This window comes from Citrobacter sp. CtB7.12, assembly GCF_001297795.1.
GTDB lineage: Bacteria > Pseudomonadota > Gammaproteobacteria > Enterobacterales > Enterobacteriaceae > Citrobacter_A > Citrobacter_A amalonaticus.
Genome location: NZ_LIFT01000007.1, coordinates 177,454 through 200,965 on the forward strand (window position 1 = coordinate 177,454; position 23,512 = coordinate 200,965).

24 protein-coding genes and 1 other annotated feature are annotated in these 23,512 nt (G+C 53.8%); of the genes, 15 read left to right on the forward strand and 9 right to left on the reverse strand.

Features of this window, described 5'->3' with window-relative positions; genetic code table 11:
• Positions 1 to 105: 105 nt before the first annotated feature.
• Positions 106 to 213 (reverse strand): small membrane protein YniD, encoded by a 108-nt coding sequence (gene yniD, locus AOY24_RS24910; RefSeq protein ID WP_086512613.1) that lies wholly within the window; start codon positions 211 to 213, stop codon positions 106 to 108.
• Between the two features lie 366 nt (positions 214 to 579).
• Here yniD and thrS point away from each other — a divergent pair, with 366 nt between their 5' ends.
• The 14 genes from thrS to selO all read left to right on the forward strand — a co-directional run bounded on the left by thrS (position 580) and on the right by selO (position 13,216).
• The gene (gene thrS / locus AOY24_RS11175; RefSeq protein ID WP_043000876.1) at positions 580 to 2,508 is read left to right on the forward strand and encodes a threonine--tRNA ligase; all 1,929 of its coding nucleotides are present in this window, start codon (positions 580 to 582) and stop codon (positions 2,506 to 2,508) included.
• A 3-nt stretch (positions 2,509 to 2,511) separates the two neighbouring features.
• A complete protein-coding gene (gene infC, locus AOY24_RS11180; RefSeq protein ID WP_043000875.1) occupies positions 2,512 to 3,054 on the forward strand; it encodes a translation initiation factor IF-3 in 543 nt (180 codons plus the stop codon).
• 95 nt (positions 3,055 to 3,149) lie between these two features.
• Complete coding sequence (rpmI, locus tag AOY24_RS11185; RefSeq protein WP_003030583.1) at positions 3,150 to 3,347, forward strand: 50S ribosomal protein L35; 198 nt, start codon at positions 3,150 to 3,152, stop codon at positions 3,345 to 3,347.
• An 88-nt stretch (positions 3,348 to 3,435) separates the two neighbouring features.
• Entirely contained in the window at positions 3,436 to 3,792 is a 357-nt protein-coding gene (rplT, locus tag AOY24_RS11190) for a 50S ribosomal protein L20 (RefSeq protein ID WP_000124850.1), read from the forward strand.
• Between the two features lie 120 nt (positions 3,793 to 3,912).
• Positions 3,913 to 4,036: a sequence feature (Phe leader region), on the forward strand.
• Positions 3,918 to 3,962 (forward strand): pheST operon leader peptide PheM, encoded by a 45-nt coding sequence (gene pheM / locus AOY24_RS24915; protein ID WP_001386830.1) that lies wholly within the window; start codon positions 3,918 to 3,920, stop codon positions 3,960 to 3,962. Its footprint overlaps the feature before it by 45 nt.
• A 62-nt stretch (positions 4,037 to 4,098) precedes the next feature.
• Entirely contained in the window at positions 4,099 to 5,082 is a 984-nt protein-coding gene (gene pheS, locus AOY24_RS11195) for a phenylalanine--tRNA ligase subunit alpha (RefSeq protein WP_044265459.1), read from the forward strand.
• A 15-nt stretch (positions 5,083 to 5,097) separates the two neighbouring features.
• Positions 5,098 to 7,485, forward strand: coding sequence for a phenylalanine--tRNA ligase subunit beta (gene pheT / locus AOY24_RS11200; protein ID WP_054176636.1), 2,388 nt, complete (start codon positions 5,098 to 5,100; stop codon positions 7,483 to 7,485).
• Between the two features lie 4 nt (positions 7,486 to 7,489).
• Positions 7,490 to 7,789 (forward strand): integration host factor subunit alpha, encoded by a 300-nt coding sequence (gene ihfA / locus AOY24_RS11205; protein ID WP_001229265.1) that lies wholly within the window; start codon positions 7,490 to 7,492, stop codon positions 7,787 to 7,789.
• Positions 7,790 to 7,889: 100 nt separating this feature from the next.
• On the forward strand, positions 7,890 to 8,870 hold the full coding sequence (btuC, locus tag AOY24_RS11210; RefSeq protein WP_043000872.1) for a vitamin B12 ABC transporter permease BtuC: 981 nt from the start codon (positions 7,890 to 7,892) through the stop codon (positions 8,868 to 8,870).
• 63 nt (positions 8,871 to 8,933) lie between these two features.
• Positions 8,934 to 9,485 (forward strand): glutathione peroxidase, encoded by a 552-nt coding sequence (locus AOY24_RS11215; RefSeq protein ID WP_054176637.1) that lies wholly within the window; start codon positions 8,934 to 8,936, stop codon positions 9,483 to 9,485.
• A complete protein-coding gene (gene btuD, locus AOY24_RS11220) occupies positions 9,485 to 10,234 on the forward strand; it encodes a vitamin B12 ABC transporter ATP-binding protein BtuD (protein ID WP_044254789.1) in 750 nt (249 codons plus the stop codon). The genes AOY24_RS11215 and btuD overlap by 1 nt, the downstream gene beginning before the upstream one ends.
• 77 nt (positions 10,235 to 10,311) lie before the next feature.
• A complete protein-coding gene (locus AOY24_RS11225) occupies positions 10,312 to 10,776 on the forward strand; it encodes a C40 family peptidase (RefSeq protein WP_043000869.1) in 465 nt (154 codons plus the stop codon).
• A 222-nt stretch (positions 10,777 to 10,998) separates the two neighbouring features.
• The gene (locus tag AOY24_RS11230; protein ID WP_043000868.1) at positions 10,999 to 11,712 is read left to right on the forward strand and encodes an EAL domain-containing protein; all 714 of its coding nucleotides are present in this window, start codon (positions 10,999 to 11,001) and stop codon (positions 11,710 to 11,712) included.
• A 61-nt stretch (positions 11,713 to 11,773) separates the two neighbouring features.
• Complete coding sequence (selO, locus tag AOY24_RS11235) at positions 11,774 to 13,216, forward strand: protein adenylyltransferase SelO (RefSeq protein ID WP_054176638.1); 1,443 nt, start codon at positions 11,774 to 11,776, stop codon at positions 13,214 to 13,216.
• 4 nt (positions 13,217 to 13,220) lie between these two features.
• On the opposite strand, the gene hemP is transcribed toward selO, so the two are convergent.
• The 3 genes from hemP to ppsR all read right to left on the reverse strand — a co-directional run bounded on the left by hemP (position 13,221) and on the right by ppsR (position 15,582).
• Complete coding sequence (gene hemP / locus AOY24_RS11240) at positions 13,221 to 13,403, reverse strand: hemin uptake protein HemP (protein WP_043000866.1); 183 nt, start codon at positions 13,401 to 13,403, stop codon at positions 13,221 to 13,223.
• Between the two features lie 142 nt (positions 13,404 to 13,545).
• Positions 13,546 to 14,592: a 3-deoxy-7-phosphoheptulonate synthase AroH gene (aroH, locus tag AOY24_RS11245; RefSeq protein ID WP_043000865.1), complete on the reverse strand. Its 1,047-nt coding sequence runs from the start codon at positions 14,590 to 14,592 to the stop codon at positions 13,546 to 13,548.
• A 156-nt stretch (positions 14,593 to 14,748) separates the two neighbouring features.
• Entirely contained in the window at positions 14,749 to 15,582 is an 834-nt protein-coding gene (gene ppsR / locus AOY24_RS11250) for a posphoenolpyruvate synthetase regulatory kinase/phosphorylase PpsR (protein WP_043000864.1), read from the reverse strand.
• 333 nt (positions 15,583 to 15,915) lie between these two features.
• On the opposite strand from ppsR, the gene ppsA reads away from it, so the two are divergent.
• Positions 15,916 to 18,294: a phosphoenolpyruvate synthase gene (ppsA, locus tag AOY24_RS11255; protein WP_043000863.1), complete on the forward strand. Its 2,379-nt coding sequence runs from the start codon at positions 15,916 to 15,918 to the stop codon at positions 18,292 to 18,294.
• 37 nt (positions 18,295 to 18,331) lie between these two features.
• Here ppsA and fadK read toward each other — a convergent pair whose 3' ends face one another.
• The 5 genes from fadK to AOY24_RS11280 form a co-directional block, all read right to left on the reverse strand.
• Positions 18,332 to 19,972 carry a medium-chain fatty-acid--CoA ligase gene (gene fadK / locus AOY24_RS11260; protein WP_043000862.1) on the reverse strand — a complete coding sequence of 547 codons (1,641 nt, stop codon included), beginning with the start codon at positions 19,970 to 19,972 and terminating at the stop codon, positions 18,332 to 18,334.
• A 94-nt stretch (positions 19,973 to 20,066) separates the two neighbouring features.
• Complete coding sequence (locus AOY24_RS11265; RefSeq protein ID WP_043000861.1) at positions 20,067 to 20,360, reverse strand: ferredoxin family protein; 294 nt, start codon at positions 20,358 to 20,360, stop codon at positions 20,067 to 20,069.
• Positions 20,357 to 21,646: an FAD-dependent oxidoreductase gene (locus AOY24_RS11270; RefSeq protein WP_054176639.1), complete on the reverse strand. Its 1,290-nt coding sequence runs from the start codon at positions 21,644 to 21,646 to the stop codon at positions 20,357 to 20,359. The genes AOY24_RS11265 and AOY24_RS11270 overlap by 4 nt, the downstream gene beginning before the upstream one ends.
• A gap of 56 nt (positions 21,647 to 21,702) precedes the next feature.
• Positions 21,703 to 22,638, reverse strand: a complete 936-nt coding sequence (locus AOY24_RS11275; RefSeq protein WP_054176640.1) for an electron transfer flavoprotein subunit alpha — start codon at positions 22,636 to 22,638, stop codon at positions 21,703 to 21,705.
• A gap of 20 nt (positions 22,639 to 22,658) precedes the next feature.
• A complete protein-coding gene (locus AOY24_RS11280; RefSeq protein WP_054176641.1) occupies positions 22,659 to 23,426 on the reverse strand; it encodes an electron transfer flavoprotein in 768 nt (255 codons plus the stop codon).
• Positions 23,427 to 23,512: the final 86 nt, after the last annotated feature.

The following is a 23,512-nucleotide window of genomic DNA, read 5'->3' on the forward strand; positions in this document are numbered from 1 at the left end:
GCCAGTCTGGCTTTTTTATTACGGTGTCTGACGTCGATTTACCCGTCAGCGCTTTTGTCCAGAATGTGCACGCTGCCTGAATCACGACGGCGCAGCGTTTCACGGCTATCCCCAAATCATTGCCGCCCAGCGTAGCAATAACATTGCGCCACAGATGACGATCAGGACGACCACCATTTTCCAGTGTTTTTTGGCGAAGCGATTTGATGGCATCATTTATATCCTGTCGATTTCAGACGGTTAATCCTAGTGTAACAAAACTGTCAGCCAGTCAGTGAATGGATATTCATTCTGTCTCCAGGACAATCCTTCAGGGCAGGTGAGAGGAGGAGGCGAAAAACGCTTGCTGACGTCATGATCCGGCCCAATATAAAACAGAAGGGTGCATTCTCCCTTTTTTTAGTGTTACCATCGTTCGACCACATTGCCGCGCTTGCGTAGCGAAAGCGGATGTGTACCAGATTGTGCGCCAATTTAGCAATTGTTGGTTAGATGGCTGCACAACTAACTGTAAACAAATAAATTTTCTCTTTGTATGTGATCTTGCGTATGGGTCACCACTGCAAATAAGGACATAACATGCCTGTTATTACTCTTCCTGATGGCAGTCAACGCCATTACGACCACGCTGTAAGCCCTATGGATGTTGCGCTGGACATTGGTCCAGGTCTGGCGAAAGCCACCCTTGCTGGCCGTGTTAATGGCGAGCTGGTTGATGCTTCTGACCTGATCGAAAATGATGCGACGCTCTCTATCATCACCGCAAAAGATGAAGAAGGGCTGGAGATTATTCGTCACTCCTGCGCGCACCTGTTAGGTCATGCGATCAAACAACTTTGGCCGAATACCAAAATGGCTATCGGTCCGGTTGTCGACAACGGCTTCTACTATGACGTAGACCTTGACCGTACGTTGACCCAGGAAGATATCGATGCGCTCGAGAAGCGGATGCACGAGCTCGCTGAGAAAAATTACGACGTCATTAAGAAGAAAGTCAGCTGGCACGAAGCGCGTGAAACCTTCGTGAAGCGTGGCGAGATCTATAAAGTCTCCATTCTTGATGAAAACATTGCCCATGATGACAAACCTGGTTTGTATCATCATGAAGAATATGTCGACATGTGCCGCGGTCCGCACGTGCCGAATATGCGCTTCTGCCATCACTTTAAACTGATGAAAACCGCAGGCGCGTACTGGCGTGGCGACAGCGACAATAAGATGTTGCAGCGTATCTACGGAACGGCCTGGGCAGATAAAAAGGCCCTCAGCGCTTATCTGCAACGTCTGGAAGAAGCGGCAAAACGTGACCACCGTAAAATTGGTAAGCAGCTTGACCTGTATCACATGCAGGAAGAAGCGCCGGGTATGGTGTTCTGGCATAACGACGGCTGGACAATTTTCCGCGAACTGGAAGTCTTTGTGCGTTCCAAGCTCAAAGAGTATCAGTATCAGGAAGTGAAAGGGCCGTTCATGATGGACCGCGTGCTGTGGGAAAAAACCGGGCACTGGGACAACTACAAAGATGCGATGTTCACCACCTCTTCAGAGAACCGTGAATACTGCATCAAGCCGATGAACTGTCCGGGTCACGTACAGATCTTTAATCAGGGCCTGAAATCCTACCGCGACCTGCCGCTGCGTATGGCAGAGTTTGGTAGCTGCCACCGTAACGAGCCGTCAGGCGCGTTGCATGGTCTGATGCGTGTACGCGGCTTCACCCAGGATGATGCGCATATCTTCTGTACTGAAGAGCAAATCCGCGATGAAGTTAACGCCTGCATCCGTATGGTCTACGATATGTACAGCACATTTGGCTTCGAGAAAATCGTTGTCAAACTCTCCACTCGCCCCGAAAAACGTATCGGTAGCGACGAAATGTGGGATCGTGCTGAGGCGGACCTGGCCGTTGCGCTGGAAGAAAACAATATCCCATTTGAATATCAACTGGGTGAAGGCGCCTTCTACGGTCCGAAAATTGAATTTACCCTGTATGACTGCCTCGATCGCGCATGGCAGTGCGGTACAGTACAGCTGGACTTCTCCCTGCCGTCTCGTCTGAGCGCCTCCTATGTGGGCGAAAACAATGAGCGTCAGGTACCGGTAATGATTCACCGCGCAATTCTTGGGTCTATGGAACGTTTTATCGGTATCCTGACTGAAGAGTTCGCTGGCTTCTTCCCGACCTGGCTTGCGCCGGTTCAGGTAGTGGTGATGAACATTACTGATTCACAGTCTGAATACGTTAACGAATTGACGCAGAAACTTCAAAATGCGGGCATTCGTGTAAAAGCAGACTTGAGAAATGAGAAGATAGGCTTTAAAATCCGCGAGCACACTTTACGTCGTGTCCCTTATATGTTGGTCTGTGGTGATAAAGAAGTGGAAGCAGGCAAAGTTGCCGTTCGCACTCGCCGCGGGAAAGACCTGGGCAGCCTTGACGTAAGTGAAGTGATTGAGAAGCTGCAACAAGAGATTCGCAGCCGCAGTCTTCAACAACTGGAGGAATAAGGTATTAAAGGCGGAAAACGAGTTCAAACGGCACGTCCGAATCGTATCAATGGCGAGATTCGCGCCCAGGAAGTTCGCTTAACAGGTCTGGAAGGCGAGCAGCTGGGTATTGTGAGTCTGAGAGAAGCAATCGAAAAAGCTGAAGAGGCTGGAGTAGATTTAGTTGAAATCAGCCCTAACGCCGAACCGCCAGTTTGTCGTATCATGGACTACGGCAAGTTCCTTTATGAAAAGAGTAAGTCTTCTAAGGAACAGAAGAAAAAGCAAAAAGTTATCCAGGTTAAGGAAATTAAATTCCGTCCTGGTACCGACGATGGCGATTATCAGGTAAAACTCCGCAGCCTGATTCGCTTTCTGGAAGATGGCGATAAGGCCAAGATCACACTGCGTTTCCGCGGTCGTGAGATGGCCCACCAACAGATTGGTATGGAAGTGCTGACGCGCGTTCGTGACGATCTGAGTGAACTGGCAGTAGTCGAATCCTTCCCAACGAAGATCGAAGGCCGCCAGATGATCATGGTGCTCGCTCCCAAGAAGAAACAGTAGGCCTTCAAGTAGTATTTCCTGTGAAGCCTTTGGGCTTCACAGGTTTTGCTCGCCTGGGTTTCATTTATTAACAATGCGAAGTGGAAGTTATTAAAATGCCAAAAATTAAGACCGTACGCGGTGCTGCTAAGCGCTTCAAAAAAACCGGTGGTGGTGGATTTAAGCGTAAGCACGCAAACCTGCGTCATATTCTGACCAAAAAATCAACTAAGCGTAAACGTCACCTGCGTCCAAAAGGCCTTGTTTCTAAAGGCGATCTGGGTCTGGTTATCGCGTGCCTGCCGTACGCATAAGCCGTTAACGTTTTTTTAAATTTTTAATGCCCAACCGATTTCACTGTGGTGAAAGGGGGGCAAATCAGAATAGATACAGGAGAGCACTATGGCTCGCGTAAAACGTGGTGTAATTGCACGCGCACGTCACAAGAAAATTTTGAAACAAGCCAAAGGTTACTACGGTGCGCGTTCTCGCGTATACCGCGTTGCCTTCCAGGCCGTCATCAAAGCAGGTCAGTATGCTTACCGTGACCGTCGTCAACGTAAGCGTCAGTTCCGTCAACTGTGGATTGCGCGTATCAACGCAGCAGCACGTCAGAACGGTATTTCTTACAGCAAATTCATCAACGGCCTGAAAAAAGCCTCTGTTGAAATCGACCGTAAGATCCTGGCTGACATCGCCGTATTCGACAAAGTAGCGTTCACCGCTCTGGTCGAAAAAGCGAAAGCAGCTCTGGCATAAGCCAGTGAAAAGAGGGAGCCTGGCTCCCTCTCTTTTATTTGTTGTTCCGTCAATAAGTTGACAATTGATCCGTAACCCTTTTCAATAAAGGTTCTCCGGTTTTTACCACACAAGGTAACGCAAGCATGAATGCTGCTATTTTCCGCTTCTTTTTTTACTTTAGCACCTGACTTCAGGAGGCTAGCGCGTGAAAGAAGAAACGAAAAACAGCGCAAAAAAGCCTCCTGATGGAGGCTTTTTTTGTGCCCGAAATCGAGAGATTACGTTCAACGAACCGGTGTCTTCACCGACACAATGAGGAAAACCATGTCACATCTCGCAGAACTGGTAGCCAGTGCGAAGGCGGCCATTAACCAGGCGTCAGATGTTGCCGCGTTAGACAATGTGCGCGTCGAATATTTGGGCAAAAAAGGGCACCTGACCCTTCAGATGACGACGCTGCGCGAGCTGCCAGCTGAAGAACGTCCTGCCGCCGGTGCGGTGATTAACGAAGCGAAAGAGCAGGTACAGCAGGCACTCAACGCGCGTAAGGCAGATCTGGAAAACGCCGCGCTGAATGCGCGTCTGGCAGCGGAAACCATCGACGTTTCTCTGCCGGGGCGTCGCATTGAAAATGGCGGTCTGCATCCGGTCACCCGTACCATCGATCGCATTGAAAGCTTCTTTGGCGAGCTTGGCTTTACCGTGGCGACCGGCCCGGAAATCGAAGATGACTACCACAACTTCGATGCGCTGAATATTCCTGGTCACCACCCGGCTCGCGCCGATCACGACACCTTCTGGTTTGATGCCACGCGCCTGCTGCGTACCCAGACATCCGGCGTACAGATCCGTACCATGAAAGATCAGCAGCCGCCGATTCGCATTATCGCGCCGGGTCGCGTGTATCGTAACGACTACGATCAGACGCACACCCCGATGTTCCACCAGATGGAAGGCCTGATTGTGGATACCAACATCAGCTTTACCAATCTGAAAGGGACGCTGCATGACTTCCTGCGTAACTTCTTTGAAGAAGATTTGCAGATTCGTTTCCGCCCTTCCTATTTCCCGTTTACTGAGCCGTCCGCCGAAGTGGACGTGATGGGGAAAAACGGTAAATGGCTGGAAGTGCTGGGCTGCGGCATGGTGCATCCGAACGTTCTGCGTAACGTTGGTATCGACCCGGAAATCTACTCAGGTTTCGCATTTGGGATGGGGATGGAGCGTCTGACCATGTTGCGTTACGGTGTGACTGACCTGCGTGCGTTCTTCGAAAACGATCTGCGTTTCCTCAAACAGTTTAAATAAAGGCAGGATAAAACAATGAAATTCAGTGAACTGTGGTTACGCGAGTGGGTTAACCCGGCTATCGATAGCGACGCGCTGTCGAATCAAATCACGATGGCAGGCCTGGAAGTTGATGGCGTTGAGCCTGTTGCCGGCGTCTTTAACGGTGTGGTTGTGGGTGAAGTGGTTGAATGCGGCCAGCATCCGAATGCGGACAAACTGCGCGTGACGAAAGTGAATGTCGGTGGTGAGCGTCTGCTGGACATCGTCTGCGGCGCGCCAAACTGCCGTCAGGGGCTGAAAGTGGCGGTTGCCACCATCGGTGCCGTTCTGCCGGGCGATTTCAAAATTAAAGCCGCTAAGCTGCGTGGCGAGCCGTCTGAAGGCATGCTGTGCTCCTTCTCCGAGCTGGGGATTTCAGACGATCACAGCGGCATTATTGAACTGCCGGCCGATGCGCCGATCGGTACCGACATCCGCGAATACCTGAAGCTTGATGACAACACCATTGAGATCAGCGTGACCCCTAACCGTGCTGACTGCTTAGGCATCATCGGTGTCGCCCGTGACGTGGCTGTGCTGAACAAAGCGCCGCTGGTTGAGCCGGAAATCACGCCGGTAGCGGCAACCATCACTGATGTCCTGCCGATTACCGTAGACGCCACCGACGCCTGCCCGCGCTATCTGGGGCGCGTCGTCAAAGGCATCAATGTGAAAGCGCCAACCCCGCTGTGGATGAAAGAAAAACTGCGCCGTTGCGGTATCCGCTCCATTGATGCCGTGGTTGACGTGACCAACTATGTATTGCTTGAGCTGGGTCAGCCGATGCACGCCTTTGATAAAGACCGCATTGAAGGCGGGATTGTCGTGCGCATGGCGAAAGAGGGCGAAACGCTGGTACTGCTTGATGGCACAGAAGCAAAGCTTAACGCTGATACGTTGGTGATTGCCGATCATCATAAAGCGCTGGCGATGGGCGGTATCTTCGGTGGTGAGCATTCTGGCGTGAATGATGAAACGCAAAATGTGCTGCTGGAATGCGCTTTCTTCAGCCCACTGTCAATTACCGGTCGCGCACGTCGTCATGGTCTGCATACCGATGCGTCTCACCGTTATGAGCGCGGTGTGGATCCGGCTCTGCAGTACAAAGCGATGGAACGTGCTACCCGTTTGCTGATTGACATCTGCGGCGGCGAAGCTGGTCCGATCATTGATGTGACGGATGAAACCACGCTGCCGAAGCGCGCGACCATTACGCTGCGTCGCAGCAAGCTGGATCGTCTGATTGGCCATCACATTGCCGATGCACAGGTCAGCGATATCCTGCGCCGTTTGGGCTGTGAAGTGACCGAAGGTCAAGGCGAGTGGCAAGCCGTTGCGCCAAGTTGGCGCTTCGACATGGAAATTGAAGAAGACCTGGTTGAAGAAGTCGCCCGCGTGTATGGCTACGACAACATCCCTGATGAACCGATCCAGGCGGGTCTGATTATGGGGACGCACCGTGAAGCGAATTTGTCGCTGAAGCGTGTGAAAACGCTATTGAATGACAAAGGCTACCAGGAAGTCATTACTTACAGCTTTGTTGACCCGAAAGTGCAGCAGTTGCTCCATCCGGGTGAAGAGGCGCTGCTGCTGCCAAGCCCGATCTCCAGTGAAATGTCGGCAATGCGTCTGTCGTTGTGGACGGGGTTACTGGCAACGGTGGTCTATAACCAGAATCGTCAACAGAACCGCGTACGTATTTTTGAAAGTGGGCTGCGTTTTGTACCGGATACCCAGGCCAATCTGGGCATTCGTCAGGATCTGATGCTGGCGGGGGTTATTTGCGGTAACCGCTATGATGAGCACTGGGATCTGGCAAAAGAGACCGTTGATTTCTATGATTTGAAGGGCGATCTGGAAGCGGTGTTGGATCTGACCGGTAAACTCGGTGACATTCAGTTCAGAGCAGAAGCCAATCCGGCACTGCATCCGGGACAGTCAGCCGCGATTTATCTGAAAGGTGAACGCATTGGTTTCATTGGTGTTGTTCATCCTGAGCTGGAACGTAAGCTGGATCTCAATGGCCGTACTCTGGTGTTCGAACTGGAGTGGAACAAGCTCGCAGACCGCGTGGTGCCTCAGGCGCGCGAGATTTCACGCTTCCCGGCGAACCGTCGCGACATCGCTGTGGTCGTCGCCGAAAACGTTCCCGCTGCTGATATTTTATCCGAGTGTAAGAAAGTTGGCGTAAATCAGGTAGTTGGCGTAAACTTATTTGACGTGTACCGTGGTAAGGGTGTTGCGGAGGGGTATAAGAGCCTCGCCATTAGCCTGATCCTTCAGGATACCAGCCGTACACTCGAAGAAGAGGAGATTGCCGCTACCGTCGCCAAATGTGTAGAGGCATTAAAAGAGCGATTCCAGGCATCATTGAGGGATTGAACCTATGGCGCTTACAAAAGCTGAAATGTCAGAATATCTGTTTGATAAGCTTGGGCTTAGCAAGCGGGATGCCAAAGAACTGGTCGAACTGTTTTTCGAAGAGATCCGTCGTGCTCTGGAAAACGGTGAGCAGGTAAAACTCTCTGGTTTTGGTAACTTCGATCTGCGTGATAAGAATCAACGTCCGGGACGTAACCCGAAAACGGGCGAAGATATTCCCATTACAGCACGGCGCGTGGTGACCTTCAGACCCGGACAGAAGTTAAAGAGCCGAGTCGAAAACGCTTCGCCCAAAGATGAGTAATCAGATCTAACCAAAAAGGCCGCTTTTGCGGCCTTTTTTCTTTTCTGCGGGGGTATCGCACCGTAGAATCAATGACATCCTTTTCAGTTGAACGGAAATCATGCTGACTTTTGCCCGTCAACAACAGCGACAACATGTGCGCTGGATCCTGAGTCTGTCGGTACTGATGTTACTGACACTGTGGTTGAGCCTGTGCGCCGGAGAGCAGTGGATATCGCCCGCTGACTGGCTGACGCCGCGTGGTGAACTCTTTGTCTGGCAAATTCGCCTTCCGCGCGCGCTTGCGGTTCTGCTGGTGGGCGCGGCGCTGGCTTTGTCCGGCGCAGTGATGCAGGCGCTGTTTGAAAACCCGCTTGCGGAGCCGGGGTTGCTCGGTGTCTCCAACGGTGCGGGCGTGGGGCTGATCGCCGCCGTGCTGCTGGGGAAGGGCATACTGCCGCACTGGGCGCTTGGACTGTGCGCGATTGCCGGTGCGCTGGTTATCACGTTGATCCTCCTGCGTTTTGCCCGTCGTCATCTTTCGACCAGCCGCCTGCTGCTTGCCGGCGTGGCGCTGGGGATTATCTGTAGTGCGCTGATGACCTGGGCCATCTATTTTTCTACCTCATTCGATCTGCGTCAGTTGATGTACTGGATGATGGGGGGATTCGGTGGCGTTAACTGGGAGCAGTCCTGGCTGATGCTGGCCCTGATTCCGGTGCTGGTGTGGATCTGCTGCCAGTCGCAGGCGATGAACATGCTGGCGTTGGGGGAAACCTCTGCCCGACAACTGGGACTCCCCTTGTGGTTCTGGCGAAATCTGTTGGTGGTTGCCACCGGATGGATGGTCGGTGTCAGCGTGGCGCTGGCCGGGGCCATTGGTTTTATTGGCCTGGTCATCCCCCATATTTTACGCCTGTGCGGCTTAACGGACCATCGCGTGCTGTTACCTGCCTGTGCGCTGGCGGGGGCCATTGCGCTGCTGCTGGCCGATGTGGTCGCTCGCCTGGCGCTGGCCTCCGCCGAATTGCCGATTGGCGTGGTCACCGCGACGCTCGGCGCACCGGTTTTTATCTGGCTGTTACTCAAAGCCGGACGTTAGGTACGACAAGACAGTCTATGATTAGAAGCTGGTATTTGAATCACTCACGATCCTGGAGAGGCTATGCAAGACTCGATTCTGAACACGGTAGTGACAACGATTGATGGCGAAGTGACCACGCTTGAGAAATACACAGGTAATGTTCTGCTGATTGTTAACGTAGCTTCAAAATGCGGACTTACCCCACAGTATGAGCAACTGGAAAATATTCAGAAAGCGTGGGCCGACCGTGGCTTTATTGTGCTGGGCTTTCCCTGCAATCAGTTCCTTGGGCAGGAACCTGGCAGTGATGACGAGATCAAAACCTGGTGCGCGATGACCTGGGGCGTGACCTTCCCGATGTTCAGCAAGATTGAGGTAAACGGGGAGGGGCGTCATCCGCTGTACCAGAAGCTGATTGAGGCGGCACCGACGGCTGTAGCCCCTGAAGAGAGTGGTTTCTATGAGCGAATGGCCAGCAAAGGGCGTGCGCCGCTCTATCCTGACGATATCCTGTGGAACTTTGAGAAGTTTCTTGTAGGCCGTGATGGCAAAGTGATACAGCGTTTCTCTCCGGATATGACGCCGGAAGATCCGATTGTGATGGAAAGCATCAAACTCGCGTTGGCTAAATAATGTCTTCAGTGATGCAGTTACAGGATGTGGCGGAATCGACCCGGTTAGGGCCTCTGTCCGGCGAGATTCGGGCAGGGGAGATCCTGCATCTTGTGGGGCCGAACGGCGCCGGAAAGAGCACGCTGCTGGCGCGGATGGCAGGGTTAACCAGTGGGGCGGGAACGATCGCTCTGGCGGGGACTGAGCTGGCATTGTGGCCCGCCGCTAAACTTGCCCGCCATCGTGCTTATCTGGCGCAGCAGCAAAATCCGCCCTTCGCGATGCCGGTATGGCACTTCCTGACGCTACATCAGCCAGACAAAACGCGCACAGACCAGTTGATGGCGGTGGCCGAGTCGCTGGGGCTGGCGGACAAACTTGAACGCAATGCGAAGGAGCTCTCAGGTGGGGAATGGCAGCGCGTCCGTCTTGCCGCGGTGATCCTGCAAATCGCGCCAGAGACCAACCCACAGGGGCAGCTATTGCTCCTCGATGAGCCCATGAACAGCCTTGATGTCGCGCAGCAAAATGCGCTGGATCGCATTCTGCACCGCCTGTGCCAGCAGGGGATTGCCATCGTGATGAGCAGTCACGACCTGAATCATACCTTGCGCCACGCGCACCGGGCGTGGTTGCTCAAACAGGGGAAACTGCTCGCCAGCGGTCCACGTGATGAAGTGCTGACGCCAGCGCATTTAGCGCAGGCGTATGGTCTGCACTTCCGGCGTCTTGACATCGAAGGTCACAGAATGATTATATCAACCACTTAAACGAAATGGTTTCTTGAAAACCCGCGTAAATACCCGCTATAAGGGGTGAAGAATAAAAATACAGAGGATTCGCCTGAATGCGTTTCTGGTTTCTTTTTTGCACAGCACTGTTGTTGGCCGGATGTAGTAGCCACCGAGCGCCGCCGCCCAATGCCCGGCTCTCTGATTCCATTACCGTGATTGCCGGCTTAAATGATCAACTCCAGACCTGGCGCGGGACGCCCTATCGTTACGGCGGCATGAGTCGCGGTGGTGTGGATTGTTCCGGTTTTGTGCTGATGACCATGCGCGATCAGTTCTCTTTGCAGCTGCCGCGCGAAACCCGTCAACAGGCAAAACTGGGGACGGAAATCGATAAGGACGACTTGTTGCCTGGCGATCTGGTGTTTTTCAAAACCGGGTCGGGAGAGAGCGGTTTACATGTGGGTATTTATGATACTAACGGTCAGTTTATTCATGCATCAACCAGTCGTGGTGTGATGCGTTCGTCGCTGGATAATGTCTACTGGCGGAAAAACTTTTGGCAGGCGAGACGCATTTAGTCGTAGGGCGTTATTTCGATTGAGGATGTCCCTCGCTTTTATTGTCGAAAAAAGAACAATGCTGGATAAGCGTTTATAATCAGGATAAGCTGAATACTAAGGAACCGGGGCTCCGGGTGAAAAGGACAACATGAACATTTTCCTTCTGGCATTAAAAAAGATGGATGACGACATCCTGTGTAATAGGTTGCCGAATCACTCCCTGTATGTGGGACTGCCGTGATGAATGTTTCACTGGATAATGTGTATCATTCTGAACTCTATTTTCAGCCCGCCAGGAATGTACAACGAAAACTTATCGGTTTAAGCGTTATCGCAAACTTTGTCAGTGAAGACGGTGACGTTCGTATCCCAACTGAACTGGTGCTTCCGCGACTTTCTCCCGAAGAACAGTGCCAGTTATTTATCGAAAAGCTGGCGCTGATCGAAACGTGCCAACATTTTTTTATTCAACATAAACTTGTCGCCTGGATTTATATAACCCCGGCAGTTGTACCGTTATTATTAACCAATAGTGAGTGCGTTTCTGCCGTTAAACGGTTTTCGTTTCTCGAACTCATGATTAATGAGAATTTTCCCGAACTGTCTGAAGGCAAAGAGAATAAAACGTTGCATGCGCTGGCTGAACGTTTTCCTCTGGTACTGGCCAATTTCGGTGCAGGGGAAAGTGCCAACAAAGCCATATTCGATGGATTATTTAAACGAATTATCCTGGACCGGAATTTTGTCCATCGTCGGGCCACTCGTCTTTCCTTCGAACCGTTCATGCGCGCCATCCTTACGCAAGTGTCGCCTTATTGCGAATCGCTGATGATCGCCGGTATCGACAGCGAAGCGATGTTGACCCGCGTGACGCCATTCGGTTTTAGCGGTATGCAGGGCGGGCTGTGGCCTGCCGTCTCGGCCAGTCAGGTCACCCAATTACTCCACGGATAACCTTTCTGTTTGCTGGTGTTTATGACGGAATTAACCGTCTACACTACAGGCAGGAGGCCCTATGACCCTGTCTTTCACAGCCCGCTGGCGCGATGAACTGCCAGCAACATTTACCGCACTGTCGCCAACACCGCTGAATCACTCGCGACTGATTTGGCACAACGATGCGCTTGCCGAACAACTGGGCATCCCCGATTCCCTTTTTCATCCTGACAGCCCGGCGGGTGTCTGGGGCGGCGAGGCGCTGTTGCCGGGGATGTCTCCGCTGGCGCAGGTCTATAGCGGTCATCAGTTCGGCGTCTGGGCGGGTCAACTGGGTGACGGGCGCGGTATTCTGCTCGGTGAGCAGTTGCTTGCCGATGGCAGCACAATGGACTGGCACCTGAAAGGCGCGGGTTTGACGCCGTATTCGCGCATGGGTGATGGTCGTGCGGTATTGCGCTCCACGATCCGAGAAAGCCTTGCCAGTGAAGCGATGCACTACCTGGGGATACCAACGACGCGGGCGCTGACGATTGTCACCAGTGAAACACCAGTTTACCGCGAAACGGTGGAGGCGGGGGCGATGCTGATGCGACTGGCGCAAAGCCACTTGCGCTTCGGTCATTTTGAGCATTTCTATTACCGTCGCGAGCCGGAAAAAGTTCAGCAACTGGCGGATTTCGCCATTCGTCATTACTGGCCGCATCTCCAGCAAGACGCCGATAAGTACATTCTCTGGTTTCGCGACGTGGTCGCGCGGACCGCGTCACTGATCGCCGACTGGCAAACCGTGGGTTTCGCGCACGGGGTGATGAACACCGATAACATGTCGATCCTCGGGCTGACGATGGACTACGGTCCGTTTGGGTTCCTGGACGACTATGAACCGGGCTTCATTTGCAACCATTCTGACCACCAGGGGCGCTACAGCTTTGACAATCAACCGGCGGTAGGTTTGTGGAATCTTCAGCGCCTTGCGCAAAGTCTGTCGCCCTTCATCACCGTTGAGGCGCTCAATGATGCCCTCGACGGGTACCAGGTGGCGCTACTGACGCGCTACGGTCAGCGGATGCGGCAGAAACTGGGGTTCATGACCGAACAAAAAGATGACAACGATCTGTTGAACGAATTGTTCAGCCTGATGGCCCGCGAGCACAGTGACTATACCCGTACTTTCCGCATGCTAAGCATGACAGAGCAGCAGAATGCCGCCTCTCCACTGCGCGACGAATTTATCGATCGCGCCGCCTTTGATGACTGGTTCACACGTTACAGAACGCGTTTGCAGCGCGATGCAGTCGATGATGCTGCGCGTCAGTCGCTAATGCTGAGCGCCAATCCTGCGGTGGTGCTGCGTAACTGGCTGGCGCAGCGGGCGATTGCGGCGGCGGAGAAAGGCGATATGAGTGAACTGCATCGCTTACATGCCATATTGCGCGAGCCTTTCCGCGATCGCGATGATGACTACAGCCAGCGTCCGCCGGACTGGGGCAAACGCCTGGAAGTCAGCTGTTCAAGCTGAAGCGCTATTTGGTCAGCAAGAGTTTACCTGCCTGCGTTTGACGCAGCAGGTATTCCTGACCGTTGTGATCGATAATCACTTTACCGTCATCACCTAACAGTTTCTGACTGCTGATCTTGCGGATGGGCGCAGGTGGGAGAGCCGCGTTTTCTCGTTCCTTAAGGCGGGTGGACTCAATGTTATCCATACGGGTATCACGATTTATTAATAATAATTAATGTAACAATGATTTTTATTATCAATAAAGTACACGATAACAACAAGTATTAAATGTGGTAGTTTGCGAAAAGGGGGGAGAATATGCCCACCCTGTACGGATGGGCGGACGTTCAGAAGCGGCTGTCCACCGCCGAGGCCAGTTTGCTCAGCAGCAGTTCAGTGTCTTCCCAATTAAGGCAAGGATCGGTTATCGACTGACCATAAACCAGCGGCTGCCCGCTGATAATTTTCTGCGTACCTTCACGCAGGAAGCTTTCCGCCATAATGCCGGCGATGGCTGTCGATCCGTTACGGATTTGCTGGCAAATATCATCACAGACATCCAGTTGACGGCGATGCTGCTTCTGGCAGTTGCCGTGGCTGAAATCGACGACCAGATGTTCTGGTAAATCAAATTCATGCAGCGTATCACAAGCTGCAGCAATATCTTCAGCATGGTAGTTCGGCTTTTTGCCACCGCGCATAATGATATGGCCATAAGGGTTGCCGCTGGTCTGATAAATGGTCATCTGACCGGTTTTATCGGGTGAGAGGAACATATGGCTGGCGCGGGAAGCGCGGATCGCGTCAACGGCGATACGGGTATTTCCGTCGGTCCCGTTTTTAAAGCCGACCGGGCAGGAGAGCGCCGAGGCCATTTCGCGGTGGATCTGGCTTTCGGTGGTCCGCGCGCCAATGGCGCCCCAACTGATCAGGTCGGCAATAAATTGACCGGTCACCATATCGAGAAATTCCGTCGCGGTTGGGATGCCCAGCTCATTGACCTGCAACAGCAGTTTACGCGCCAGTTCAATGCCGTGATTCACGCGATAGCTGCCGTTGAGATCCGGGTCGGAAATGAGTCCCTTCCAGCCGACAACGGTACGTGGTTTTTCAAAATAGGTGCGCATGACGATTTCCAGGCGCGCCTGATGCTGCGTGCGCAGCGCCTGTAAACGCGTGGCATACTCCAGTGCGGCATCGAGATCGTGAATGGAGCACGGACCTACAATAACCAGCAAGCGGCGGTCTTCACCATTCAATATTCTTTCTATCCGGCGTCGGGAGTCGGTGACGTGGCTGGCGACGGCGGGCGACACAGGATGCCGTTGCGCAAGTTCAGCGGGCGTGACCAGACTGTCTATACGCGCGGTACGCAGTTCATCGGTTCTGTTCATGACAATTCTCAGAAATTTGTGGCTTCTACGGCAGAGGTACCGGGAAGTGATGGGCACAACCTTAAACCAATCCCTGCTGATTTCAAGTGCGAGGTGCGTCACACCTCGCGGCAGAACGGTATGATAACAAAAAAACAGAACTCATGAACTAGTTTGTTAGTACATGCGTCGACTTAATCCCATGATATCGAGGATTTTGGTGGCAATCTCTTCAACTGAATAGTTAGTACTGTTCAACCACGGGATCTGGTTCTTACGGTAGAGCGCCTCGACTTCGGCCACTTCCATACGGCACTGACGCAGGGAGGCATAGCGACTGTTTTCCCGGCGCTCTTCGCGGATGGCGGCCAGACGTTCAGGGTCAATCGTCAGACCAAACAGCTTATGTTGCAGGGGTTTTAACGATGCAGGCAGAACCAGATTGTCCATGTCGTCGGCAATAAAAGGATAGTTTGCCGCGCGGATGCCAAACTGCATTGCCAGGTAGAGGCTGGTGGGCGTTTTGCCGCAGCGCGAGACGCCTAACAAAATCACCTGCGCCTGGTCCAGGTTGCGCAACGAAATGCCGTCATCGTGGGCAAGGGTATAATCAATGGCGGCGATTCGCGCATCGTACTTGTTCAGGTTACCCGGATTCAGCCCGTGCGTCCGGTGAGCAATCGGCGTGGGGTAGAGTTTCATCTCGTGCTGTAGCGGGGTGATCAGCGCCTGCACGATATCCTGACAGAAGCCTTCGCTTTGCAGAATGATGGAACGGATCTCCGGTAATACAATCGAATAGAACACCAAAGGGCGCACGCCGGTTTGTTGATAAATGGCGTCGATTTGGTCTTTAACGGCGCGGGCGCGGTTCTCATTTTCAACAAACGGCAGCGTAATACTGCTGATAGTGACGGGGAACTGTGACATCACCGCATGGCCCAACACTTCAGCGGTAATTGCCGTTCCATCGGAAATATAAAACACGTGACGATCTACAGCATTATCCATTTTCACACCCTGAAAGTCAGTCATAATTCTCTGAAAGCATAAATTAAAATTACTCTGAAGCGTAGAAAATAACGCTTATTTTGAAAATGAAATGGTATTTTTATATTTTATGAAAAGTGCATTTCATTTTATGGAACAGATGTTTATACCGACACATTTTGTGGGGATCGCCCGCCATTCGCGGGTTTGCGCAAATGGGTAAACTGTCCGAAAAAATAAAAAATATATTTGCTTGAACGATTCACCGTTTTTTTAAGCGGGTTAAATATGCAAAGATAAATACGTAATTAAGCGTTTCCTAAACTCGTTCATTTATCACAAAAGGATTGTTCGATGTCCAACAATGGCTCGTCACCGCTGGTGCTTTGGTATAACCAACTCGGCATGAATGATGTAGACAGAGTTGGGGGCAAAAATGCCTCCCTGGGTGAAATGATTACTAACCTTTCCGGTATGGGTGTATCGGTACCGAATGGTTTTGCCACAACCGCCGATGCGTTTAACCAGTTTCTGGACCAGAGCGGTGTAAACCAGCGCATCTATGAACTGCTGGATCAAACGGATATTGACGATGTTAACGCGTTAGCGAAGGCCGGCGCGCAGATCCGCCAGTGGATTATCGACACTCCTTTCCAGCCTGAGCTGGAAAATGCTATCCGCGATGCCTACGCACAACTCTCCGCGGACGATCAACATGCTTCTTTCGCCGTGCGTTCATCTGCTACTGCGGAAGATATGCCGGATGCCTCTTTTGCCGGGCAGCAGGAAACCTTCCTCAACGTCCAGGGCTTTGACGCCGTACTGGTCGCCGTGAAGCACGTGTTTGCCTCGTTGTTTAACGACCGCGCAATCTCCTATCGCGTTCACCAGGGCTATGACCACCGTGGCGTGGCGCTCTCTGCGGGTGTCCAGCGGATGGTGCGTTCCGATCTGGCGTCGTCCGGCGTGATGTTCTCCATTGATACTGAATCTGGCTTTGACCAGGTGGTGTTTATCACCTCCGCGTGGGGGCTGGGCGAGATGGTGGTGCAGGGCGCGGTAAACCCGGATGAGTTCTATGTCCATAAACCGACGCTGGCGGCCAATCGCCCGTCTATTGTGCGCCGCACGATGGGCTCGAAAAAAATCCGCATGGTCTATGCGCCGACCCAGGAACACGGCAAACAGGTCACCATTGAAGATGTGCCGCAGGAAAGCCGTGATATTTTCTCCCTCACCAACGACGAAGTGCAGGAACTGGCGAAGCAGGCGGTACAGATTGAAAAACACTACGGTCGTCCGATGGACATCGAGTGGGCGAAAGATGGTCATACCGGCAAACTGTTCATCGTCCAGGCTCGTCCGGAAACCGTGCGTTCTCGCGGCCAGGTGATGGAGCGTTACACGCTGCACGCGCAGGGCAAAATCATTGCGGAAGGCCGTGCTATCGGTCACCGCATCGGGGCAGGCCCGGTAAAAGTCATTCATGATATCAGCGAGATGAACCGCATTGAGCCTGGCGACGTGCTGGTCACCGACATGACCGACCCGGACTGGGAACCGATCATGAAAAAAGCGGCGGCGATTGTCACTAACCGTGGCGGTCGTACCTGTCACGCGGCCATTATCGCGCGTGAACTGGGGATCCCGGCGGTGGTGGGCTGCGGCGATGCCACTGAGCGCATGAAGGATGACGAGAAGGTCACCGTTTCCTGCGCAGAAGGCGATACAGGCTACGTGTACGCCGACATGCTCGACTTCAGCGTTAAGAGCTCCAGCGTCGATACGATGCCGGATCTGCCGCTGAAGGTGATGATGAATGTCGGTAACCCGGATCGGGCGTTTGACTTCGCCTGTCTGCCAAACGAAGGCGTTGGCCTGGCGCGTCTGGAATTTATCATCAACCGTATGATTGGCGTCCACCCGCGTGCGCTGCTGGAGTTTGACGATCAAGATGCCAAACTGCAAAACGAAATCCGCGAGATGATGAAAGGCTTTGATTCTCCGCGTGAATTTTACGTAGGTCGCCTGACGGAAGGGATCGCCACCCTCGGCGCGGCGTTCTGGCCGAAACGCGTGATTGTGCGTTTGTCCGACTTTAAGTCGAACGAGTACGCAAACCTGGTGGGTGGTGAACGCTACGAGCCAGAGGAAGAGAACCCGATGCTGGGCTTCCGTGGCGCGGGTCGCTATGTGTCGGACAGCTTCCGTGATTGCTTTGCGCTGGAATGCGACGCGGTGAAACGCGTGCGTAATGAGATGGGACTGACTAACGTCGAAATCATGATCCCGTTCGTCCGTACCGTTGAGCAGGCAAAAGCGGTCGTGGAAGAGCTGGCGCGTCAGGGGCTGAAACGTGGCGAAAATGGTCTGAAGATCATCATGATGTGTGAGATCCCGTCCAATGCCCTGCTGGCTGAACAGTTCCTGCAATACTTTGACGGCTTCTCGATCGGTTCTAACGACATGACACAGTTGGCGCTGGGTCTGGATCGTGACTCTGGTGTGGTATCAGAGCTGTTTGATGAGCGTAACGACGCGGTGAAAGCGCTGCTGTCGATGGCGATTCGCGCCGCGAAGAAACAGGGTAAATACGTCGGGATTTGCGGTCAGGGTCCGTCTGACCATGAAGACTTTGCCGCCTGGCTGATGGAAGAGGGGATCGACAGCCTGTCGCTGAACCCGGATACCGTTGTCCAGACCTGGCTGAGCCTGGCGGAATTGAAGAAGTAAGGTACTGCCGGATGGCGATGCGCCGCCATCCGGCAATTTATGCCTCACGGCATTCCGACGCTAATCGTTGAATAATATCCTGGCGTAACAGGAACTTTTGGATCTTCCCGGATGCCGTTCTGGGTAACTTTTCGACCACCACAATGTGCTCTGGATACTTATATTTCGCTACCCGTTTACGGCTAAAGAAGGCAACCACTTCTTCCAGCGACAGTGAATGATGCGGCGCTTTCAGCACGATGTAGGCACAGGAACGCTCGCCTAAACGTTCGTCCGGCATAGCAACCACACAGGCATCGTGAATGCGGGGGTGCTGCAACAGAATATCTTCCACTTCGCGACTGCTGATGTTTTCTCCGCCCCGAACGATAATATCTTTCTTGCGCCCGGTTATCTGAATGTAGCCCGCCTCGTCCATCCGACAGAGATCGCCACTGTAGTACCAGCCCTCGCTATCCAGCGCCCGAGCGGTTAGCTCAGGCTCGTCAAGATAGCCCATAAAGACGTTCGGTCCGCGCGATGCCTCTTCCCCTTCAACGCCCGGAGGCACGGGATTACGCGCCTCATCAACAATTCTGATCTCCACGCCTGCCGCCGCGTAGCCATCGGTATTCATCATACGGGAAGGGGGATCGTCGAGATTCACTACCGCATGCGGCGAGCTTTCCGTCGAACCATAAACGCTGAGCAGTTTAATGCCGCGCTGCTGGCAGTCGCGAGCAATGCGCTGCGGAATGGTCGTTCCTCCGCACAAAAAGAAACGCAGCGAAGAGAGATCGGCAGGCTGCCGTTCCACAGTACAGAGCAGGTCGTACACAAACGGCGTCGCCCCTAAGACGCAGGTACAGCGCTGTTGCTCCAGAAGCGCAAGGCAGGCCGTTGGGGTAAAAATATCCAGTAGCACGCTGCGCGCGCCGATCAGAAACGGTGCCGTCACGCCGTGTAAAAAACCGGTGGCGTGTCCCAGCGGCGCTGGCATCAGAAAGACGTCCAGCCAGGTCAGATTCAGACGCGCGCAGTAGGCCCGCTCGCTGGCGAGAATATTGTTGTGGCTGAGCATGACGCCTTTTGGCAGTCCCTCGGTGCCAGAGGTAAACAGCACGGCGGCCAGCTCGTCGCCGTGAACCTGAATATGACGGGCAAGTGGCGCGTTGTCCGCAACGATCTGGCTGAGGGCGAGCGAGGTTGTCGCCGGTGCCAGTTTATCGACGCCGATAACGTGTTGCAGATGTGGCAACTGGTTTTGCAGGGGCAAGATCAAATCGACCGGGCGCGTCTGTTTAAACACGGTTGGGGCGAAAAACAGTTTTGCCTGACATTTGTTCAGCACCCACACCAGCTCGGCTTCGCGCCAGGCGGGCAGCAGGGGAACGGATACGGCGCCGGTTTTCAGACAGGCGAGATAGATAACGGTAAATTCGCACCAGCCGGGAAGCTGAAAAGCGACGCGGTCGCCGGGCTGAATGCCGTTCGCCAACATCCAGCTCGCCAGACAGCTTGCCGCGTGGTCGAGGGCGGCGTAAGTGAATTCCGTACCGTGGTTATCCACGACGGCGATTTTGTCTGGCACGCTGCGTGCGGTATGTTGCCAGTAGTCTCCCAGCGAGGCATCGCCCCAAAAGCCAAGCTTGCGGTATGCGTCCCGCCGCCCGGCGTCAAACGTTAATGTGACACTCATCGGAGGTTCCCGGTCTATCAAGGGGGGAGTAGGGGATTGCAGGCCGGATAAGACGCCTGGCGTCACTCTTCGGCATTTGCGTCCATCCGTCGTTTCAGCCGTAGCGGAAATCCACGCCAAACGTGCCTGCGGGGTACTCCCATTTTTCGAGGATCGTCTCACCACACAGCACCCGGCAGGTTCCACACTCCAGACAGCCCGCGGAATCAAAGTGAATCGTACCTGCCTCATCCTGCTTATAGAGTCCGGCAGGGCAGGCATTCAGCAATTTTTGAAACTCTTTGCTGTCCGGGTTCGCCGCCAGAATGATGTGCGGATGGCCCTCATCAACATGGAATTTATTGACGCCCAGTTTGACGTCGACGTTAACGCGATTTTCCTGGCTCATAGCGCCGTGACTCCCTTAATGCCATCTTTGAGCAGATTCATCAGCCCGATCTGTTTTGCATGTGACAGGATCATTTTGCGCATCGGTTGATTCGGGCTGCCATCAATGGTGAATATGTCATTCATGATGTCCGCCACCATTCGCGGGTACTGGGTGAACAGGCGCGGATTCTCCATCAGCGCCGGGATCTTACGGAAATGCTGCATATCACGCATAACGCACCCTTTCTCCAGATCGTGTTTGTATTGCGCAAGCGTGCGGGCAGAGAAGTCCTTGCGCTCTTTGGCCCCAATCGCGGCGTGTGCCGCCGCTTCGGCAGAGGCGATGGCTAAATCCATTCCGCGTACCGTAAAACCGAGGTTCAGACAAAAGCCCGCAGCGTCACCGACAATCATCACACCGTCGCCTACCAGCTCCGGCACCATCGCCAGTCCGCCTTCTGGCACCATATGTGCCGAGTACTCCAGCAATTTGCCGCCCTGAATCAACGGACGAACGGCAGGGTGCTGTTTAAAATCTTCCAGCATCTGCGGTACGCTTTTCTGCGCATGGGCCATGTCGCCCAGCCCGCATACCAGACCGAGGGAGACGGAATCGCGATTGGTATAAAGGAACCCGCCGCCCATCAGGCCGTTTGACGGTGATCCTGCGAATAACCACGCCGCGCCTTCATTTCCGGACAGATTAAAACGGTCGTTGATTTGCTCCGGGGAGAGGCCAATCAACTCTTTCACACCGACAGCGTAATGGTGAGCCGATGAAGCAGGTACCATGCCCAGCGAACGGCCCAACATTGAATTGACGCCATCAGCGAGGATCACCACGTTGGCTTCGAGAATATCGTCGCCAGCCTGTACGCCTGTGACCTGGTTGCCTTCACGAATCAGCGCATCCACGCGCACGCCAGGGATAAATTGTGCGCCAGCCGCTTCGGCTTGCTCCATCAGCCACGGGTCGAGACGGTTGCGCAACACGCTGTACGATGCCTGAGTCGGTACATCCGGCTGTTCGCGATGGTAATCCAGCGTGATCGCGCTTTCTTCCGTCATAAACGAGATTTTCTCGCGGGTGACTTTGCGTTCAACGGGCGCCTTCTCGCCAAATCCGGGCATAATCCGCTCAATCACATGGGCGTAGAGACGCCCCCCGGTCATATTTTTACTGCCCGCGCTGTTACCGCGCTCGACGACCAGAACATCGAGTCCGGCTTTTGCCATGATGTACGCCGCCACCGTGCCCGCTACGCCAGCACCGACGACGATGGCATCAAATTTTTCATCCGACATGCTTAAAGCTCCCTTCCCGCCGTTTGCACAGCGGGAGATGTGGGTCAAGGTGAGAATTAGCGCAACTGCGCGATCAGGGCAGGGACCACTTTGTAGATATCGCCCACCAGTCCGTAATCGGCATAGTTAAAGATTGGCGCGTTTTTATCTTTGTTCACGGCGACAATCACTTTCGCGCCATTGCCGCCCACCATATGCTGGATCTGTCCGGAAATACCCAGCGTCAGATACAGTTCGGACTTCAGCAGTACGCCGGAAACGCCGATGTAACGCTCGCGCTCCATCCAGTTTTCCCCTTCGGCGATAGGGCGTGAACAGCCCACTTCCGCGCCGAGTACGGCGGCCAGTTCGCGCACCATGTTCAGGTCGTCTTGTGCCGCCAGGCCGCGACCGACGCCTACCACGCGTTTTGCTTTGCTTAAATCAACGCTGCTGAGCGATTTGGCGCGACGTTCCTGACACAAGATCTCCTGGCGCGGGGCCACCCACTCGGCGGTAACCACCGGGCAGTCATGCATGTGATCCGCCTCAATCGGCTCCAGTACACCAGGGGCGAGAGTGATAATGGCCAGCGGGCTGTTCAGTTTTTCTTTGCCAAACGCCAGGCCGCCATACATACGATGCTCGGCAAACAGTGCGTTCTCTTCAACGCTCACTGCCGTTGCATCGTTAACCATGGCAGCATCCAACTGAATACTCAGACGCGCGCCCAGCGATTTGCCGCGCTTGGTTGCTGCCATCAGCAGCAGACCGTCGCCTTTTTCCCGGATTTGCGCGGCCAGCGTTTCAGCGTAATTTTCGATTCGCTGCAGGTCGGAGGGTTTATCCAGTACGATGATGCCGTCAGCACCGAGCGGCTTAACCTGCGCCGCCTGCTCAGAACCCTGAACAATGGCATAGACCTGTTGACCCCACTGACGTGCGCCAGCCATCAACTCTGCGTAGCGTTCAACGTTATCGCTAAATACCCAGACGTGGGTTAATTGACTCATGATTGTGTTCTCCGTTGGGCTCAGTTCAGGGCTTTTTTCAGGTGTTCAGCCAGTTCGGCGATGGCTTCCGGCGAATCGTTATCCAGAATGATGTGCTTACGCGCCGTTTGTGGCGGTACGGTAATGGCAACCAGTTCTGCTCGCAGCTCGCCCTGACTCCAGCCGATATCGCTTGCCTGCCATGTGTGTACGGGCTTTTTCCCGGCGCCAAGAATGGCTTTCATTGAGGGGATGCGTGGCACGTTAATATCCGATGTCACGCAGATAACGGCCGGAAGTGTCAGTTCTATCACCTCAACGTCCTCTTCCAGCGTACGCTCTACAAGCAGCTTATCGCCCTGACGCTGGAGGCTGCTGACGGCGTTAAGGGTTGGCAGTTGCAGGATCTCACCGACCAGTAGACCAACCTGTTGTGCATAAAGGTCGCCAGACCCTTCACCAAACAGGAGCAGATCGAATCCGATTTTTTCCACCGTGGAGGCAATGGCCTGCGCCGTGTCTTTTGGCAGCGCGTGTTCCAGTTGTGCATCCTGCATCAGATACAGTGCATGTGGCCCGCGGGAGAGCACATCCTTACGCACTTTAGAGTTTTGCAATAATAAGCCGCCCACCGTCAGTGCCGCGATCTCATCCTCTGCCTCGGTGGCCAACTGCGTTGCGGCCTCAATGGCGTTGAGATCGAACTGACTGATTTTGGCGTCCGCATTGTCAAAGCTCAGCGCTTGCTCGGGCGTAACAACAATGTCCTGTTCTTCAGGCACCAGCTTAAAGCAGGTTATTATTTTCATGGCATCTCCTGTGAGTCGCATACCGACAGTGACAATCAGGCCACCCCGGCGGAAAGTGAAAATTGACTGGAAATAGTGTGCGACAG

What these genes read in the sequence shown, in the direction of transcription:
- yniD (WP_086512613.1), bottom strand. Translation starts at nt 213, where the DNA reads ATGCCATCAAATCGCTTCGCCAAAAAACACTGGAAAATGGTGGTCGTC.
- thrS (WP_043000876.1), top strand. Translation starts at nt 580, where the DNA reads ATGCCTGTTATTACTCTTCCTGATGGCAGTCAACGCCATTACGACCAC.
- rpmI (WP_003030583.1), top strand. Translation starts at nt 3,150, where the DNA reads ATGCCAAAAATTAAGACCGTACGCGGTGCTGCTAAGCGCTTCAAAAAA.
- rplT (WP_000124850.1), top strand. Translation starts at nt 3,436, where the DNA reads ATGGCTCGCGTAAAACGTGGTGTAATTGCACGCGCACGTCACAAGAAA.
- pheS (WP_044265459.1), top strand. Translation starts at nt 4,099, where the DNA reads ATGTCACATCTCGCAGAACTGGTAGCCAGTGCGAAGGCGGCCATTAAC.
- pheT (WP_054176636.1), top strand. Translation starts at nt 5,098, where the DNA reads ATGAAATTCAGTGAACTGTGGTTACGCGAGTGGGTTAACCCGGCTATC.
- ihfA (WP_001229265.1), top strand. Translation starts at nt 7,490, where the DNA reads ATGGCGCTTACAAAAGCTGAAATGTCAGAATATCTGTTTGATAAGCTT.
- btuC (WP_043000872.1), top strand. Translation starts at nt 7,890, where the DNA reads ATGCTGACTTTTGCCCGTCAACAACAGCGACAACATGTGCGCTGGATC.
- AOY24_RS11215 (WP_054176637.1), top strand. Translation starts at nt 8,934, where the DNA reads ATGCAAGACTCGATTCTGAACACGGTAGTGACAACGATTGATGGCGAA.
- btuD (WP_044254789.1), top strand. Translation starts at nt 9,485, where the DNA reads ATGTCTTCAGTGATGCAGTTACAGGATGTGGCGGAATCGACCCGGTTA.
- AOY24_RS11225 (WP_043000869.1), top strand. Translation starts at nt 10,312, where the DNA reads ATGCGTTTCTGGTTTCTTTTTTGCACAGCACTGTTGTTGGCCGGATGT.
- AOY24_RS11230 (WP_043000868.1), top strand. Translation starts at nt 10,999, where the DNA reads ATGAATGTTTCACTGGATAATGTGTATCATTCTGAACTCTATTTTCAG.
- selO (WP_054176638.1), top strand. Translation starts at nt 11,774, where the DNA reads ATGACCCTGTCTTTCACAGCCCGCTGGCGCGATGAACTGCCAGCAACA.
- hemP (WP_043000866.1), bottom strand. Translation starts at nt 13,403, where the DNA reads ATGGATAACATTGAGTCCACCCGCCTTAAGGAACGAGAAAACGCGGCT.
- aroH (WP_043000865.1), bottom strand. Translation starts at nt 14,592, where the DNA reads ATGAACAGAACCGATGAACTGCGTACCGCGCGTATAGACAGTCTGGTC.
- ppsR (WP_043000864.1), bottom strand. Translation starts at nt 15,582, where the DNA reads ATGGATAATGCTGTAGATCGTCACGTGTTTTATATTTCCGATGGAACG.
- ppsA (WP_043000863.1), top strand. Translation starts at nt 15,916, where the DNA reads ATGTCCAACAATGGCTCGTCACCGCTGGTGCTTTGGTATAACCAACTC.
- fadK (WP_043000862.1), bottom strand. Translation starts at nt 19,972, where the DNA reads ATGAGTGTCACATTAACGTTTGACGCCGGGCGGCGGGACGCATACCGC.
- AOY24_RS11265 (WP_043000861.1), bottom strand. Translation starts at nt 20,360, where the DNA reads ATGAGCCAGGAAAATCGCGTTAACGTCGACGTCAAACTGGGCGTCAAT.
- AOY24_RS11270 (WP_054176639.1), bottom strand. Translation starts at nt 21,646, where the DNA reads ATGTCGGATGAAAAATTTGATGCCATCGTCGTCGGTGCTGGCGTAGCG.
- AOY24_RS11275 (WP_054176640.1), bottom strand. Translation starts at nt 22,638, where the DNA reads ATGAGTCAATTAACCCACGTCTGGGTATTTAGCGATAACGTTGAACGC.
- AOY24_RS11280 (WP_054176641.1), bottom strand. Translation starts at nt 23,426, where the DNA reads ATGAAAATAATAACCTGCTTTAAGCTGGTGCCTGAAGAACAGGACATT.